Origin of the sequence: Methanosarcina sp. 2.H.A.1B.4 (assembly GCF_000979385.1) — an archaeon.
Taxonomy (GTDB): domain Archaea; phylum Halobacteriota; class Methanosarcinia; order Methanosarcinales; family Methanosarcinaceae; genus Methanosarcina.
Map to the genome: position 1 here is coordinate 156,904 of NZ_JJOV01000080.1, position 16,693 is coordinate 173,596.

General features: G+C 42.9%; 13 protein-coding genes and 1 pseudogene. 7 read left to right on the forward strand and 7 right to left on the reverse strand.

All coding sequences use genetic code 11. The features are described 5' to 3' along the window. The first annotated feature begins 122 nt into the window (after nt 1-122). Nucleotides 123-1,673, forward strand: coding sequence for an excinuclease ABC subunit UvrC (gene uvrC / locus EO92_RS12745; RefSeq protein WP_048172081.1), 1,551 nt, complete (start codon nt 123-125; stop codon nt 1,671-1,673). 46 nt (nt 1,674-1,719) lie between these two features. Further along, entirely contained in the window at nt 1,720-3,732 is a 2,013-nt protein-coding gene (uvrB, locus tag EO92_RS12750) for an excinuclease ABC subunit UvrB (RefSeq protein WP_048172083.1), read from the forward strand. Between the two features lie 137 nt (nt 3,733-3,869). On the opposite strand, the gene EO92_RS12755 is transcribed toward uvrB, so the two are convergent. The 4 genes from EO92_RS12755 to EO92_RS12770 all read right to left on the reverse strand — a co-directional run bounded on the left by EO92_RS12755 (nt 3,870) and on the right by EO92_RS12770 (nt 6,529). Further along, the gene (locus tag EO92_RS12755; RefSeq protein WP_048172084.1) at nt 3,870-4,127 is read right to left on the reverse strand and encodes a hypothetical protein; all 258 of its coding nucleotides are present in this window, start codon (nt 4,125-4,127) and stop codon (nt 3,870-3,872) included. An 85-nt stretch (nt 4,128-4,212) separates the two neighbouring features. Beyond that, nucleotides 4,213-4,488, reverse strand: a complete 276-nt coding sequence (locus EO92_RS12760) for a DUF5683 domain-containing protein (RefSeq protein WP_048135122.1) — start codon at nt 4,486-4,488, stop codon at nt 4,213-4,215. Between the two features lie 197 nt (nt 4,489-4,685). Further along, the gene (locus EO92_RS12765) at nt 4,686-5,057 is read right to left on the reverse strand and encodes a hypothetical protein (RefSeq protein ID WP_048172087.1); all 372 of its coding nucleotides are present in this window, start codon (nt 5,055-5,057) and stop codon (nt 4,686-4,688) included. Nucleotides 5,058-5,386: 329 nt separating this feature from the next. Continuing rightward, nucleotides 5,387-6,529, reverse strand: coding sequence for a TIGR04083 family peptide-modifying radical SAM enzyme (locus EO92_RS12770; RefSeq protein WP_048172089.1), 1,143 nt, complete (start codon nt 6,527-6,529; stop codon nt 5,387-5,389). Nucleotides 6,530-7,003: 474 nt separating this feature from the next. On the opposite strand from EO92_RS12770, the gene EO92_RS12775 reads away from it, so the two are divergent. Next, a complete protein-coding gene (locus EO92_RS12775; RefSeq protein WP_048172092.1) occupies nt 7,004-7,219 on the forward strand; it encodes a YegP family protein in 216 nt (71 codons plus the stop codon). Here the strand turns inward: EO92_RS12775 and EO92_RS12780 are convergent. Further along, entirely contained in the window at nt 7,211-7,618 is a 408-nt protein-coding gene (locus EO92_RS12780; RefSeq protein WP_048135112.1) for an inorganic diphosphatase, read from the reverse strand. The two genes, EO92_RS12775 and EO92_RS12780, sit on opposite strands and share 9 nt — an antisense overlap. Before the next feature lie 405 nt (nt 7,619-8,023). Here EO92_RS12780 and EO92_RS12785 point away from each other — a divergent pair, with 405 nt between their 5' ends. Continuing rightward, nucleotides 8,024-8,977, forward strand: a complete 954-nt coding sequence (locus EO92_RS12785; RefSeq protein ID WP_048172095.1) for a class I SAM-dependent methyltransferase family protein — start codon at nt 8,024-8,026, stop codon at nt 8,975-8,977. A gap of 529 nt (nt 8,978-9,506) precedes the next feature. Here EO92_RS12785 and EO92_RS12790 read toward each other — a convergent pair. Next, entirely contained in the window at nt 9,507-10,937 is a 1,431-nt protein-coding gene (locus tag EO92_RS12790) for a dihydrolipoyl dehydrogenase (RefSeq protein WP_048172105.1), read from the reverse strand. 456 nt (nt 10,938-11,393) lie between these two features. Between EO92_RS12790 and EO92_RS12795 the strand changes: the two genes are divergently transcribed. After that, the gene (locus EO92_RS12795) at nt 11,394-12,755 is read left to right on the forward strand and encodes a TIGR00297 family protein (protein WP_048172107.1); all 1,362 of its coding nucleotides are present in this window, start codon (nt 11,394-11,396) and stop codon (nt 12,753-12,755) included. A gap of 73 nt (nt 12,756-12,828) precedes the next feature. Here the strand turns inward: EO92_RS12795 and EO92_RS12800 are convergent, their stop codons facing one another. Beyond that, nucleotides 12,829-13,623 carry a winged helix-turn-helix domain-containing protein gene (locus EO92_RS12800; RefSeq protein WP_048172109.1) on the reverse strand — a complete coding sequence of 265 codons (795 nt, stop codon included), beginning with the start codon at nt 13,621-13,623 and terminating at the stop codon, nt 12,829-12,831. A 376-nt stretch (nt 13,624-13,999) separates the two neighbouring features. Here EO92_RS12800 and EO92_RS12805 point away from each other — a divergent pair, with 376 nt between their 5' ends. Together EO92_RS12805 and EO92_RS17240 are read left to right on the forward strand one after the other, a co-directional pair. Further along, nucleotides 14,000-14,899, forward strand: a complete 900-nt coding sequence (locus tag EO92_RS12805; protein ID WP_048172111.1) for a formylglycine-generating enzyme family protein — start codon at nt 14,000-14,002, stop codon at nt 14,897-14,899. 152 nt (nt 14,900-15,051) lie between these two features. After that, a pseudogene (locus EO92_RS17240) lies at nt 15,052-16,677 on the forward strand (IS1182 family transposase). The last annotated feature ends 16 nt before the right edge of the window (nt 16,678-16,693 follow it).

The following is a 16,693-nucleotide window of genomic DNA, read 5'->3' on the forward strand; positions in this document are numbered from 1 at the left end:
TTTGAAGGACAGGCGCTTTAAAGGATTCCTGATAAAGGATTCCTGAAAAATTAAATCCTGAAAAATTAAAACCTGAAAACCGGATTTGAGTAAACCAAATTTGAACGCAATGAGGCTCAAAAATGATTGACCTGGATGCTCTTCCGCACCTGCCCGGCTGCTACCTTTACATGGACGAGGACGGGGTTGTGCTCTACGTGGGGAAGGCAAAGGACCTTAAAAAAAGGGTGACCAGCTATTTCCAGAAAAAGGACCACGACCCTAAAACAGCGAGCCTTGTGCAGGCTGCCAGGGGCCTTGACGTCATAGTTACAAATACCGAAGTGGAAGCACTGCTCCTTGAGAATACCCTGATCAAGAAGCACTGGCCCAGGTACAATATTCTCCTCAAGGACTCAAAGCGATATGCCTGCATCCATCTTACCGGAGAAAAATTTCCCCGGATCGTGATTTCCCGGAAAAATACCGGAGAAGGAGAGTTTTTCGGGCCTTTCGTTTCTGCAAAGGAAAGGGACTACATCTTCGAGGTCGTAAGAAAAACCTTCCAGCTCAGGACCTGTAAAAAAATGCCTGTACATGCCTGCCTTCGCTATCACATCGGAGTATGCAGCGGACCATGCATAGGCAGTATTTCCATGGAGGAGTACGGAGAGAAGGTAAAAAGGGCCACTTCTGTCCTGAAAGGCAATATCAGGGAACTTATCGAGTCCATGGGAATAGAAATGAAAGAGCTGGCTTCCAGGCAGCAGTTTGAACAGGCCCTGGAACTCCGAGATGAGATTGCAGCCCTTGAAAGCCTTCAGGAAAAGCAAAATGTGGAGAGGCAGAAGAAGCATGACGAGGACATTCTGAACTACATTGTCAGGGATGATACCGTCTACCTCATGCTCTTCAAGGTTTACAAAGGGACTCTGGAAGACAAGCAGGACTATGTCTTTGCCTTCGGACAGGAGTTTCTGGAAGAATTTCTGGTGCAGTACTATTCCGAGAATGACCCGCCTGAGGAACTGATCGTTCCCGAGCCTCTTGAAGAGTCCCTTATAGAATTCCTGGCGCATGTGAAGGGAAAGAAAGTGAAAGTAACAGTTCCGAAGCAGGGAGAGAAAAAAGAACTTCTCGATCTGGTCCTGAAAAATGTTGAAATCGGATTTTTCGGGGACAGAAAAAAAATCGAAGCCCTGCAGAGCAAACTCTCTCTCCCCAAACTCCCGAACGTTATCGAGTGCTTCGACATCTCCCACCTCTCGGGTACGGCTACGGTCGGTTCAATGGTGCAGTTCAGGGGGGGCAGGCCTGATAAACACAATTACCGGCGCTTCAAAATAGAAAGTGTGGAAGGGATTGATGATTTTGCTTCCATTGCCGAGGTTGTGCGGAGGCGCTATTCCCGCCTGCTTGAAGAAAAACACGACATGCCTGATTTAATTATCATAGATGGGGGCAAAGGGCAGCTCTCTTCAGCTTTCCAGGAACTCAGGAAACTGAAGCTCAGGGTTCCGATTATTTCCATTGCCAAGCGGGAAGAGGAAATTTATGTGCCAGGGCTTAAGTCCCCTCTCCCCATAAAAAAAGATGAAAAAGCCTCTCTCTTTGTCCAGGAACTCCGGGACGAGGCCCACAGGTTTGCAATCAACTACAACCGCCTGCTCAGGCAAAAATCATTGATCCCGTAAATAAAAGTCATTGGTCTTGTATAACTATAGAGAAGGTCTTGATCCCATGAAAGTTTCCAGCCAGACACCCGAGCCATTATCCGGAAAAAAGTTCGAAACAATACACGATGCACGGTACTGGGACAGCCCTCAGTTTAAACTGGTTTCCGATTTTGAGCCCAGGGGCTCTCAGCCAGAAGCTATCAGGCAGCTTGTAGAGGGGCTGGAGAAGAAAGAAAGATGCCAGACTCTTCTAGGGGTCACAGGGTCAGGAAAGACCTATACGGTCGCGAATGTCATAAACCAGATCAGAAAACCGACTCTTGTCATTGCCCATAACAAGACCCTGGCTGCCCAGCTATATAATGAGTTCAGGGAGTTCTTCCCTGAAAACCGAGTTGAGTACTTTGTTTCATATTATGACTATTACCAGCCTGAATCCTATCTTCCTGCCAAAGACCAGTACATTGAGAAAGACGCGCAGATAAACCCGAAGATTGAACAGATGCGCCTTGCAGCTACAGCCTCCCTGATGTCACGCCAGGACGTAATTGTGGTGGCTTCCGTGTCCTGCATCTACGGGCTTGGCAACCCTGAGAACTTCCAGAAGATGGGGTTTGAACTGAAGGTTGGAGATAAGGTCCAGAGAAAGGAAATCCTTGAGAAACTTATCGATATCCAGTTTGAAAGAAACGATCTGGAACTCATGCCCGGGCGTTTTCGAGTAAAAGGGGACACTATTGATATCATTCCCGGCTACTTCGATGACATCATCCGGGTCGAGCTCTTCGGGGACGAGGTAGACCGTATTTCCGAACTGGACAAGCAGACAGGACAGCGAAAAGAAGAGATGGACTACTTTTTCGTCTACCCTGCCAGGCATTATGTTATCCCTGAAGAGGAGCAGAAAAGCGCAATCCAGTCCATCCTTGAAGAGCTTGAGGAGCGCCTGCCTGACCTCGGGCTGCTCGAGTCCCACCGGCTGAAGCAGCGCACGCTCTATGACATGGAAATGATTGAAGAAACCGGCAGCTGTAAGGGCATTGAGAACTACTCAAGGCACTTTGACCACAGGCAGCCCGGAGAACAGCCTTTCTGCCTGATTGACTATTTCCCTGAAGATTTCCTCCTGGTCATTGACGAGAGCCACCAGACCATTCCCCAGCTGCATGGGATGTATAACGGAGACCGCTCGCGGAAAAAGAGCCTTATTGATTACGGTTTCAGGCTACCCAGTGCATTTGACAACAGGCCCCTGAAGTTTGACGAATTTGAAAAATACATGAAAAACGTGGTCTTCGTCTCGGCAACCCCTGCAGACTACGAGCGGGAGCAGTCCGCCCGGATCGTGGAACAGATTATCCGCCCGACCGGCCTCGTTGACCCTGAGGTTGAGATACGCCCCCTCGAGGGACAGGTCAGGGATGTCATGCAGGAGATCCGGAAAATAGTGGATAGGGGAGACCGCGCCCTCGTGACCACCCTTACCAAAAAGCTCGCAGAAGAACTGACCGAATTCCTTGCCAGAAACGAGATCAAGGCCCGCTACCTGCACTCCGATATCAAGACCATCGAAAGGACAGAAATCATCCGTGAACTGCGCCTTGGCAAATTTGATGTCCTTGTCGGGATCAACCTGCTCAGGGAGGGGCTTGACATCCCGGAAGTGGGCTTCATCGGTATCCTGGACGCAGATAAGGAAGGCTTCCTCCGAGACTCAAAGAGCCTAATCCAGATCATAGGCCGCGCAGCCCGGAACTCCAGTTCAAAGGTTGTCCTCTACGCCGACAGGATGACCGATTCCATCAAAAAAGCAGTGAGCGAAACCGAACGCCGTCGCGCAATGCAGATCGCCTACAACGAAGAACACGGCATAGTCCCGACAACCATCCGAAAACCCATACGAGAAAAAGTAGTGGATATTACCGACACAAAACATATCCCGAAGACCGATATCCCCAACGTAATCATCGAACTGGATACGGAGATGAGAGAAGCTGCTGACAGGCTGGACTTCGAGCGCGCAATCCAGCTCAGAGAAATCATAAAGAGACTGGAAAAAGAGATAAAAACGGTGTGAAGGTGAGAATCGATTTAGAAAGTAAAACTTTTTTACATCAGTTTTTCATTTTATACAGTTCTTTTCTTCCTATTACCTTACATTAATATATTCATTGATATATTCATCGGCATTGATATTTCATCAGAGCCTGATCTTCATTCCCCGTCATCGTCAGATTCATCGTCTTCGTGCTCTTCTCTTTCGTCTCTTTCCGAATATCCTGTTTCCTCTGTCTTTCTGATTTCTTCCCTTTCCTTTTCTGCTTTCATGAGCTCTCTTTCGGCTTCAACTCCCAATTCCATCTCTTGTGACTTTTTTGCACTATATTTTGCATAGGCAAACATGGCTATAAGTACTATAATTGAAGCAAGTAAAAAAATGAGTATCATGTTCAGTGTGGATTCGATGTTCATTCCAGATCAACATTAATAAGTTGGTGAGAGTTCTATCTGTCAGTTTCTGAAAAAAGGAAGAAAATCTTCTTCCTGAAAGCTTATTTTAATAATATCCTCCATACCTTTCATTAATTTTCCTGGCAGTATTGTAGGCATCATACAGGTTGTAGATCCAGAACAGCGGATAGAGGATGTAACCGATTAAAACTATTGCTCGGAAGCCGAAAAGAAATGCAAGAATGATAAAGACAATCCCAATAGAGGCAAGAATGAAAAAGATAATCCCTTTCATGATCTGCCCGTTATAAATCTGCCCGAGGCCCGGGATGAAGAATGACAGTACTGCAGCAATACCGGGGTTTTTCCCTGGTTGAGACATTTTTTATGCTCCCTTCCCTGTTTTTGATTGTTTTTTTCCGGGTAATATTATTTTCACCGGGCAATATTTTCACCGGGCAATATTTTCACCGGGCAATATTTTCACCGGTTGATAGAGCCTATTTTTCGAACTCAGGCAAATATTCGTCATATAATCCGGATTAAATTAAAATCAAACTTGATTATTTGTCAAACTGACTAAACATAATAAGCTACATAGAAGCGGTAAGCAACCTTAACTTCGTCCATTTCCCTGGATGCCGGTTCAAAATCCAACTGGTCAGTTTTGTAAACTTTTTCTCCGAAGTCTTTGAATGTGACCTCACATTTTGTATTTTCGGGAAGCTGAGCCTCAAAACTATCGCATTTTCTGCAGATTTCATGAATAAGAGTTTCTGTTTCTCCGGGGCTGAAGGTTTTTTTGTTTTCAGGCCTGTAATTTACTTCAACCGTCAGTTCTTCTTTGCTGAGCAGATCTGCCCAGAAACCAGAGAGTTCTGCTCCTTCTATCCTGTAGTCCTGCAGTTCGAAACTCCTTGTTATCGTGTTCTTTATCTTACCTTCTTCCATATATTTAGTTTAGAAAGTGGGTATATATAAACTATTTCAATAAACAACAGAGATACATTAAGAAAATAAGGGTATACAAAAGGGGAACTGACAAAATGAGATTTAGTCCATGAGGCTGAAATTCCGGCTGAAACTTCCAGTTGAATTGTTTTATTTTGGAGTACTGGGACTGTCATTCGTGAAAACACGCCCGTGAAAATGAGGTATAAATGCAGACAATAGCCCTGAAGTTTCGGGTGACTTAAACAAAAAAGCTCTTTTGACCCGGGTTACAAAAAAGTGAAATTAAGAGTGAGTTTGGTCAAACTCAACTCGTCTGGCCCTCTTAATCAGATCTTCTTAAGCATGAGAGACATTATGCCCGGCTTTGAAGGTTTCATTGTCTGGGGCATAAACATATCCATGCCGCCAGCAGACCCGAACATTTCCTCGTTGACCCGTTTGGTTATTTCATCGAATATCATCTTATAGGCAACGCAGTGCGGGTCGACACCTTTTATTTCCCCATCCGTGGGTACTATAGCATTGTAAGGGCATCCGCCTCTGCAGTACTTGATATGGGCGCATTTGCCGCATTCCGTGTCCACGTACTCCTTATATTGGTGCATGAGCTTCCAGGCATCGGACTGGGCGAGGTCTGCCATTGTCGGATGGTCATAAACATTTCCCATGACATACTCGGGCATGCCTACGAAGCGGTAGCAAGGGTAGATCGCTCCGTCAGGGCCCACTGCAAAGGTATCTCCCATGCAGTCCACGAAGGTGCAGACAGTGCCTCTGCCTGTGAACACACACTTGCACAGGTGGTCAATGTTCATGACCTCAATCCTGCCCACGTTTTCCAGATATTTGTCCAGAAGGTAAATTAAGAGTTCCCCATACTCTTCAGGATCAAGTGCCCATTTCTCGGGGTTGTCATCCTTCAAAGATGGCAGGCAGGCGTGCAGTTTAAGTGTTAAACCTTTTTCCAGGTAAAAATTGAAAATATCCTCCCTGAACTTTATGGAATGGGAGGTAAAAGTAGTGATGAATCTCACCAGCAGCCCGTGAGCTCGGGCAATCTCATAGCCTCTAATGGTCTTTTCATAGTACCCTTTTCCCCTCTGCAGGTCGTTAAGCTCCTGGGGACCATCCAGACTGGAACCGATTGGAATATTGTATTTGGCAAGAATTTCGGCTATTTCCGGGGTAAGCTTCCAGAGGTTTGTCTGTATGGCAAAAGCAATTCTCCTGGAACTCAAGCCTTCAGCCAGCAAGGGTAAGGCTTCCCGGTAAAAGTCCGCTCCTGCCAGGAGAGGCTCTCCACCATGGAAGGTAAAAGTAACCGAATCCCCCCTGAAGCCCTTAAGCCATTCAACCACTTCTTTAATGGTTTCGATACTCATTATCGGGGATTTTTCCTCGGAACTCCAGCAATAACTACAATTCGCAGGACAACCCAGGGTAGGGATTAGCATCACATGAAAAGGCATATTAAAGCACCTTTTTTATAAGCTTCTTTAAATTATTAGTAGTTTTCTAAAAGTTGTCCTTTCAGGAAATCAGTTGTTAAAGAATTCTTCAAATAATTTTATTCTTCATTAAAAGTTTTCTTTCTGCTAACTTCTCTCTGCTAACTTCTCTCTGCTAACTTCTCTCTGCTAACTTCTCTCTGCTAACAGATAAGTAAATTTGATGAAACTTCAATTATAGTTCTAATTTTAGTTTCCTATACATTTAGATAGATTATTAATCAGTTAATTGAATCAAATCTCTTAAAGGGTTCTCAAACCCACTCCGGAAATATCCTTAATCGTTGAATCTTAAGTTTCAGTGCTTATTGATGGAACTATATTTGAGATATTCTAAATCTAAAACACGTTCCAAAAGAGCATTTTGTGACTGACGACAGATCGTTTAAAGCTTGAACCTCCGGATTTAGAGGAGGATCAACTGAGGGGAATAGAATGGCTAAATTTGAAGTTTATCCGGATGAATCCGGAGAATACCGTTTCAGATTGAGAGCAAGAAACGGGCAGATTATCGCTGTAAGCCAGGGCTACAAAAGCAAGGAAAGTTGCGTGAGAGGAATCCAGTCCGTAAAAGCAAATGCTCCGACTGCACGGATAGTTTTTCTTGAAGAGGAACCTGATATAAAAAAAGGAGTTGGAGTCTCAGTTTAATCTCTCGAGTTCGATTCCTTCAAACCGGCATTTTGTGATTTTTCCTTCATGAAAAGCATAGAGAAAAACTTTGAAAAGGGCATAAAGCCTGAAATAATAAGAAAGCAGGACAGGAGAGCAAAAGCCACTGATATATACCAATCTCTTATCATCCCGGATAGAATTGTCAAGGAACCTTACAATCCCATCAAAGCTCTCCCTTTCAAGGGTGCTTCCTCTGGGCAGGCGGGGACCGAGCACAACCACATCTTCTTCCATGCCGTCCGGACTCGTTGTACCCTCTACGAAACCATAATTAAAGATAGTAGGCAGGGGAGAAATGAAAGCTCTTTCATAGCCTTTTTCTGTTTTTCGGTATTTCGAAAAACTGTATTTGGGAGTTTCTATAAATATTTTCATATCAAATTTTCCTGCGTGTGTTCAGGATCAGCTTTAATCTCTGTTTCGCTTTTTTCTTTTCTCAGGCTTTGTTTCTTTTTGTAGCTTTCGCAATTTCAATCCTTCTGTTACTCTGTATGATTTGTACTGGCTCAACAGAGAAAATCGAAACTGAAGCGTACTGAAAAAGCAGAGAGTGAAAGTCAAATAATAAATATCTACAAAGATGAAATTATCTACAAAGATGAAATGCCTGTATAAGTGCCTGAATAAGTGCCTGAATAAGTGCCTGAATAAGTGCCTGTATAAGTGCCTGAATAAGTGCCTGAATAAGTGCCTGAATAATCAAGTTTCCTATTAAGTGTCCTGATAAAGAACCTGAAATGATGAAAGGTCTGCAATTTTACCAGACAGAGGTGTCCTGAGATGAGTTTTCGAGATAGAGTGACCCTGCGAGATGCGATGAGAGGAATAGTTGAAGAACCCCTTCTTCCCTTAGTCCCAAAGCGCTTTGATTATGTAGGGGATATTGCAGTAATTTCTATCCCAAAGGAACTTGAGGCTTACAGGAACTCTATTGTCTCAAAGATTCTTTCGATGAGAGGCAATACCCGGGCTGTACTCAACAAGATCAGCAAGCTTGAAGGGGAACACAGGGTAGCCCAATTTGAACTTATCTCCGGAGAATCTGCAGAAACCCTTCACAGGGAAAACGGCTGCACATACAGAATGGATGTAAGAAAGGTTTTTTTCAATCCCAGGCTTTTCTGGGAAAGGGCACGTGTGGCCTCAAAAGTTCTTCCTGGAGAATCTGTTCTAATCCCTTTTGCAGGTGTGGGCCCCTTTGTGCTCCCTTCTGCAAGAAAAGGGGCAGTTGTCTTTGCAATCGAAATAAATCCTGACGCCTGTGCCTGCCTGAAAGAAAATGTCCGGTTGAACCGACTTGAAAGGCAGGTGACCGTAATCCAGGGAGATGCTGAATCTATTCTTCACCATCCCGGCTCTTTAAACCCTGATATCAAGCCCGGAAATGAAGTTGAGACCGAAACCGAAAATACAGTTGAAACCGAAAGTGCAGTTTTTCCTTCTGTAATTGCCGACTCAGAATCCGGGAAAATTAAAGGATTCCAGGTTTCGGAAAATGGGTTTGACAGAGCAATTGTGCCAACTCCTTACGGCAGGGATCATTTTCTTTGTGAGGTTTCAGGACTTGTAAGAAAAGGAGGGAACATCCATTTTTACACATTCAAAAAGGATTCTCAGATCCCTGGATTAATTGAAGAGTACGGAAAAATGGGGTTCGAGGTTGAATATTACAGGCGCTGCGGAAACGTTGCCCCAGGCGTCAGCAGGTGGGTTTTTGACCTGCTTAAAAAATAGCCGCGTAAGACTGTAACCGACCTGCCACCTGGAGAAGAAAAGAAATTATCTCGATCCTGGAAACCGTTTTTTAGTCCAATCTTTATAGAATGCCTCCACCAGCCTGTCTGGAGGCCCTGCAAAAAAAGAAGAAAGAGGAAAGAAAAAAGAGATAAAAAGAGATAAAAAGAGATAAAAAGAGCATTTTTCAGATAAAATTTGATTTATCTTTCTTTGGTATACTTACAGGTTTTGTTGTTGCTTTCCCATGCTGATTTTTTGATTTTTTTGTTGATCTCTTATAGGCTTCCCCGGTCATTTATACCTGTTAGTTTCTTACAGTGTTCTCAGGAGTTTTCACTTTCTGGTTCTTATTTTCACTTCTTTTTTGTCTGAAAGCCGCTCTCCTGCGTCGAGCGTGACAGTGACGACCCAGTACGGCGAATAAGGTTGTATGGGTCAAAGAAATCGTAATTTAGTTCGTTTGAGCAAAGCTTTCAGTATTTAATTCGTCTTTTCAGCGGTTTTTTCAACCTTTAAACTGAGCTTTTCAGTCCTCAAGCCCGAGATGTTTCATAATATGGTGGTAGTGTCCAGGAGACAGCCGGGAATAAAAGGCTCTTGTGACAACCTCACTGAGGGACGGGTGGATGTCCATGCTGCGGATAATTGGCTCTGCACTTCTTGATGCCGTGTACATGAGAGGAATTACCTGGTGGATCAGGACCGAAGCATGGGGGCCTATAATATGGGCGCCCAGAATTTTTTCTTCCTGCCCGTCCAGAATTACTTTTACGAAATAATCCCTGGCTTCCATAGCAGCTCCCTTTGCCGTATCTTCAAAGAGTTTAAAGCCTATCACGACCCTGTCTTCCCCGTACTCCTTAATAGCTTCCTGTTCTGACATCCCTACGCCTGCAATTTCAGGGTAGGAGAAAACTGCGTGCGGTACGGCATGGTAATCTGCCTTTACTTTTTCTTTCATGATTGCATTGAGGTAAACTATTCCGGACTCATAGTTTCCTACATGCTTGAGCAGATATTTTCCGTTTGCGTCCCCGAAAGCCCAGATATTTGGCTGGGAGGTTTCAAGATACTCGTCAACTAAAATCCAGCCCTGGGAATCGGTCTTGATTCCTGCCCTTTCGGGTTGGAGGATATCAGTATTCGGGACTCTGCCTGTTGCCACCAGGATTTCGTCTACAGTAACTTTTGTCTCCTCTCCCGAGTTTCTTTCCTTTGCAACAACGGTTTTCTGCCCGTTACTTTCTTTTCTGACCTCTATGGCTTCGTGGTTTGTAAGGATCCGCATATATTCCGACATCTTTATCCTGGCAAGTTCGGAGATTTCGGGTTCTTCCTGGGGAAGAAAATGCGAATTTCGTCCTATAACCGTGACTTCAGCTCCCATCGCTGAAAAAAAGTGCCCGTACTCGGCTCCTATGTAACTTCCTCCGAGAATGGCAAGACTTTTCGGGCATTCATTGAGTCCAAGTACAGTGTCGCTTGTAAGGTAGCCGGTTTCTTCAAGCCCTTTAACAGGCGGGATTGCAGGCCTTGAGCCCGTACACAGGAAGATCATCTCAGAGTGAAGGGTTTCTTCTCCAACCCTGAGGGTATACGGGGATATAAATTCGGCAGCTTCGGGATAATAGTCAAGGTAAGTACTCTCAGTTAGCCCTTCCCTTATCATATCGATGTCTTCACCTACCCTTCTGCGCATCCTTTCCATGATCATGCGGAAGTCAATATCTTTTATCTCGAGCTTAATGCCGAAAAGCGGAGCTGTCTCAAGTTCCCTGACAAGCTCTGCAGGGTAGAGCAGAAGCTTTGAAGGGATACACCCTCTGGTCAGGCAGATCCCCCCGGGTTCGTCCTTATCTATAACAGCTATTTTTAGCTCCGGATTCGAATCAATAATGGAGTTCACATAATTCATTCCGGAACCCGTGCCTATTACAATCAGGTCATAATTTTTCATTATTTTCCCCTCACAGCAAGCATAAAATTAGATCTCAACCAGTTACTGGATTTGTTAACTGGATTTGTTAACTGCAATAATTATCTGTCTGTTTTGCTAATTACACTTATCCTTAAATAAAATGATTCTTATAGCAAAAGAAGACCGAAAACCACTCAAACAAATTCTCAAAAAAGACTGTCTCCCGGATCGCAGGTGTCTGTCTTTCTGAGATATAAAATTAGTAGCAGGTGTCTGTGGAGTAAAGTTTCTTACAAAAAAGTTACTTTGCTCTTTGAATACCCTCCAGAGCTGGCATGAAAACCTTTCCGAGCGTAAGTAATAAGATACATAAATATTTTTAAATCTTATTTCATTTTAAACAATTGTTTGAAGGAAAAACAACTATCTTTTTATAAAGAAAAACCTATTTTATGTAGCTTCTCAGGAAGAATAAAAAACAAAAGATGTCTTAGAATGAACAGAGCTACCCCCCTCCTCGAAAATGGGAGTTCCTATCACGGAATTCCTGTGATGCACATCTTATATCTCCTGCTTATTCTGATAGCTCCTTTTGCAGGGGTAGATCTCCTCCTCCTTCTTTCTCTTATCCTTTTTCTGGGACTGAGGTTTTCTGGAAAGTTTCTTTCCTGCAGCAGAGATGCGGTCAGCCTTTCTTTTTCCCTTACACTGATGCTGCTTGTTTCTGCAGTTTCTAAAGACCTTCCGTACACATTCCCATTTTATATAGTGCTTGCCGCCTTTGCAGTTGCAGCAGTAGGAAACCACAGCTCTTTTTTTTCGGAAAGAGGCTTTACGGCTGATTTAGATTCCAGAAAGAGCAGGATGAAGAAGAGAGGTTTTTCATTGCTATGGAGCTCGATTTTTCTTGCGCTCAGGATTACTGCGGCGTTTCTTGCAGCAAGCTGGATTGTCTACTGGCAGGGACTTCCGATCTCGTATAACTTTGTTTTTTTCATAGCTGTTATTGGAGCAGTTACGGGTTCTCTTTTTGAGTCCATTCCTTCAAAGATAGACAGTAATATCCCTGTGACTCTGGGAGCAGGGATGACGATGTGGATATTTGAGGAGTTCAGGTACTGGGTTCCTCCTGAGAAAATGCTTGTAGCCCTTGCCTTCTCCCTTTTCCTCGGTGCACTGGCATACCGGGCGAAAATTGCCGACGTTTCTGCCCTCCTCAGTGCTGCCCTTCTTGGAGTCCTGATAATTGTTTTCAGCGGACTTCCGTGGTTTTTGCTTCTGCTTACTTTTTTCATTCTGGGAGGCGGGTTTACCAGATACAAGTACGCATACAAGGAATCAATCGGGATTGCTCAGGCAAAAGACGGAATCCGGAGCTATGAAAACGTATTCTCGAACAGTACCGCAGCCCTTGTCCTGGCAGTAGCATATGGTGTATTTCAGGAACAGAGCCTTCCGATTATTTATGCCTATATGGGCACTGTTGCAACCGCTACAGGCGATACTCTGGCAAGTGAGATCGGGACCACGGCAAAAGGAAGACCCAGAATGATCACAACTCTCAAGCTTTCGGAACCCGGAGCTGATGGAGCTGTTTCCTCGCTGGGTGAACTTGCCGCAATTTTCGGTTCTGCAGTCATAGGCGTGCTCGGCTATGCTCTCGGGATATCTGACGACCTTCTGCTTTCAGTCCTTATTACAACTGCAGGAGGCTTTATCGGAACAAATGTGGACAGCCTGCTCGGGGCTACTCTTCAGAAAAGGGGTATGCTCTCAAACAGCGGGGTAAACTTTGTTGCAACCTTTGTGGGGGCAGGGATTTCAGCTGGAATATATCTTCTGGTATCAGGTATATGAGTAAAAAAAGTTGGTTTAAAAGCTGGTTTAAAAGCTGGTTTAAAAGCTGGTTTAACTGAAATTTTAAAGAAGTTCAAAAGCCTGGCTTTTCTTCCAGTGGTTCAGCCATCTGCATGCAGTGCCAGAAAAGCTCCTTTCCCCAGCCTAAAGCTTTTTCCTCTGTGGCTACAAGTATCTGGTCCCTCAATTTGCCATCATTTTCAAAAAGTTTAAGTGCAAGAAACCTGTCAGTTACAACAATTGAGGGGACAGGTGCGGGTTTTCGGCAGACAAACATTTTTGAATTCTTATTTCTGGACAGCCTGTCAGCTTCTTCCGGATAACTGGAAAACAAGCGCTCTATAACAGTTTCTGTCATGCAGAGAACCTGCTTCATGCCATTTTCCGCAATGCCTGCATAAATGGAAGGGGCGTCCGGATGAAAGTAGGATACAAAGGTAAAGATCTCTTTTGAACTCAGGAGTTTTTCCAGGAGAGCTTTCGGGGTCTCAAACAGATGTTCCGCATCAGGCTCAAGCAGTTCGCAGCCCTCAAGTTCGTCAATCCTCTCCAGAAGGAAATCGGGAATCTGGGTTAAATCACGGGTCTTCCAGTATTTGTCATTGACTTCAAAAACCTCAATCGAATTCAGGAAAGGCTCCAGATTTTCGACTATTATTTTTCCTATTTCGGACAAACTGTAGACTTTCTTTACCTCGGTTATCAGGTGAGCATCTTTCATTTTTTTAATATGCGGCTGGATCGAGCCGGCATCTACGTTGAGCAACTCTTTGATTGTATCGATATCTTTTGGCTCTTCCCTCAGGAGAAGTAAAAGATCTTTTCTCCTGTCAGAAAAGAGGATAAGATTAATAAGTGACTGTTTCATCTGTTCGCCTTCAGTTTGCCCGTTATTTCTATATATTCCCTAAAAACGTTTTTGTTTTTGAGCCCTAAAAAGATTTATTTTTGAGCCCAAACCGTGTTTATTTTTGAGCATAAATATCCTCCATGTATTTGTGTCTATTCAAATTTCAGGACTCCACAATTAATTATTGGCTAGTATAGATATCTCTTAAAAACTGGCCAAAGAATATGCAAAAGTTAACCAATAATTGCGACATTTGAACGAAAAATGAAATCAAGTAAGGATAAGAAGAACGGAAGAAAAGCAAAATAAAATCGGAATAAAATGTCAAACAGGAAGAAATAAAAAACAGAAGAAAAAAATAGCAACCTGAAGAATATTTATTCTCACTGGAGCTGTGAAACCACTGGATCCAAACATATACTTTTGTAGAAAATGTACATGCTCAAAAGAATCTGCACCCACGTTTGAGAACTTAACTGAAAATATAACTGAAAACTCAGATAGCACTCTAACTAACAGTTCAGTTGAAGGTTCGGATGCAGGCTCTATTAACAGTCCAATCACTGTAAGCAACCTGATTAGAAACTCAATCGGAATGGAGTTTGTCCCTGTCCCCGCAGGAGAATTTGATATGGGCTCTCCTTCCCGTGAGAAACGCAGAAAGCTCTGGGAAAGCCCTGTACACAGGGTATCTCTAAAAAAACCCTTTTATCTGGGCAGGTATCCGGTTACGCAGGAACAGTGGAGTAAAGTTATGGGAAATTCTCCTTCATATTTCAAGGGTGAAAAGCACCCGGTTGAAATGGTTTCCTGGGAAGAAGCACAGGTTTTTATACGAAAACTTAATGCCGTTGAAAATACTGGCGAAAAAAGCTCAGTCTACCGCCTCCCCACAGAAGCCGAGTGGGAATATGCAGCAAGGGCAGGAACCACAAGCAGCCACTTTTTCGGTGACTGTGAATCCAAACTCACAGAATATGCCTGGTTTCTTGAGAACTCCGGACTTGAAACTCACCCTGTAGGTTTGAAAAAGCCCAATCCCTGGGGCCTTTATGATATCTATGGAAATGTAGGGGAGTGGGTACAGGACGAGTACCACATCAGCTACAAAGGAGCACCTTCAGACGGCAGGGCATGGGAGAGTCCCTTTCCAGGTATATCGGTTCCTGTACGGATAAGGAGAGGGGGAGGCTGGAACGGAAATGCCGGAGGCTGCAGGTCGGCTGAAAGGCTTTTTGCGGCACAGGATCGGAGGCTTAACAGTCTGGGATTCAGGGTGGTCAGGGAGGTATAACTATCGAATAGTACTGACTGGCACAATTTTCAAGAGCCTTAAGCAGGATTCCCGTTACTTTAGAGGCTGTCCGACAATTACCGCGGATAATAAGAGTTTCCTGTTTGAATATATACAAATGATTTTATAATTTTGTTATGGACATTTGATTTATGGTTTTCATTGAATCTTCAAAAAATCAAGTTTGGACTTTACCTCCAGACATTCGAGATCTTATTCCTTCAGATCATATTTGTTATTTGGTTGAGGCTTTTGTAGATATGATGGATTTTAGTGAATTTGAAATCAAGTGTGAAGGCCCTGGACACCCTTCTTATCATCCTTGTATATTGTGTAAGATTTTGATTCAATCTATGCTTGATAGAGTTCGATCATCGCGAGCGATAGCTCGCAATGTTCGAGAAAATATAGTTTACATGTATTTGGCTGAAAACCTGCAACCTGATTTTAGAACAATCAGTGACTTCAGAAAAAACAATGAAAAATTGATCACGGAAGTGTTTATAAACACGGTTAAGGCGGCTAAAGATCTGGGAGTAATAGGCCTTGAGCAATTAAGCACTGATGGATCCATAGTAAAAGCTTCTGCGTCAAAAAACAGTACGGTTATAATAGATGTTTTGGAAGTAATTGGAGAATATGTCAACAATGAATTAAAAAAAGGCATTGAAATAGACAACGTTGAGGATAAAAATTTTGGAAGCTGCCGTGGTTACGATCAGTTGAATAAAAGTGGAAAATATAAAGTAAAAACTGTGGTTGCGAAGTATATAAAGCAAGTAAGTAAGGATAAATTTGATAATAGAAAAAAAGAGATCGAAAACACAGTTAAGGAATCACTTAATGAATTTGAAAAAGACAGCATTGAGAAAGTGAGCTTGACTGATCAAGAATCTAGGTTTATGAAAAACAAAAAGGGAACGTTTGAACTGGCATATAATACTCAAATAACAGTGGATCATAAACTGGGGATTATTGTTGCAAATGATGTCTGCCAAGACAGAAGTGATATGCATCAATTGAAACCACAGATTGAACTTGTGGAAGAAAATTGTGGTTTGTTGACAGAAGGCACAAAAATATGTGCAGACAGTGGATATTGTAGTGGAGAAAACATACATTATTTGAATGATAAGAAATTGGACCCATACATCCCCGAAAAAAAAGAAGTAACTAAAACAGCAACAGAAAACGTTGGAGATATCAGGTTCAATATTGGTAATTTTGAGTATGATGAAGAAAATGATGAATTTATTTGCCCTGAAAATCAAATATTGAAGTTTTTATGTGAGAATTATGAGGAAAAAGGGAAGAGAAAATACCGAATTTACAAGGGAACTGAATGTAAAAAATGTGAATATAGCAAAAATTGTACAAAAAGAAAGGATGGAATTAGACGTTTAAAAAGAGCTAATTTTTCAAAAGAGAGAAAAGAATTAGCAGAGAAAATGAAAACAGAAGAAGCAAAAAAAATATTCGGACAACGAAAGCAGGTGGTGGAACCTGCAATCGGAAATTATAAAGAGAATCTGGGGTTTAGAGAGTTTTTAACCAGAGGATTGAAATCAGTCAGGAATGAGTTTAATTTAGTATGTACTGCAGCTAATTTAAGGAAAATATGGATTTATTCAATTAAAAACGAGCTAATTGGATGTGTAAATAGAAATAAATGGAACTTTTCCTGTTGAAAAAAGGAATAATGAATAGAATGCAAATTTAATAAAGTTGAAAAGTTCCAGTTTAACAACAGACGATTATTATATTATTACTACCAGTAATTGTAGGACAGCCTGT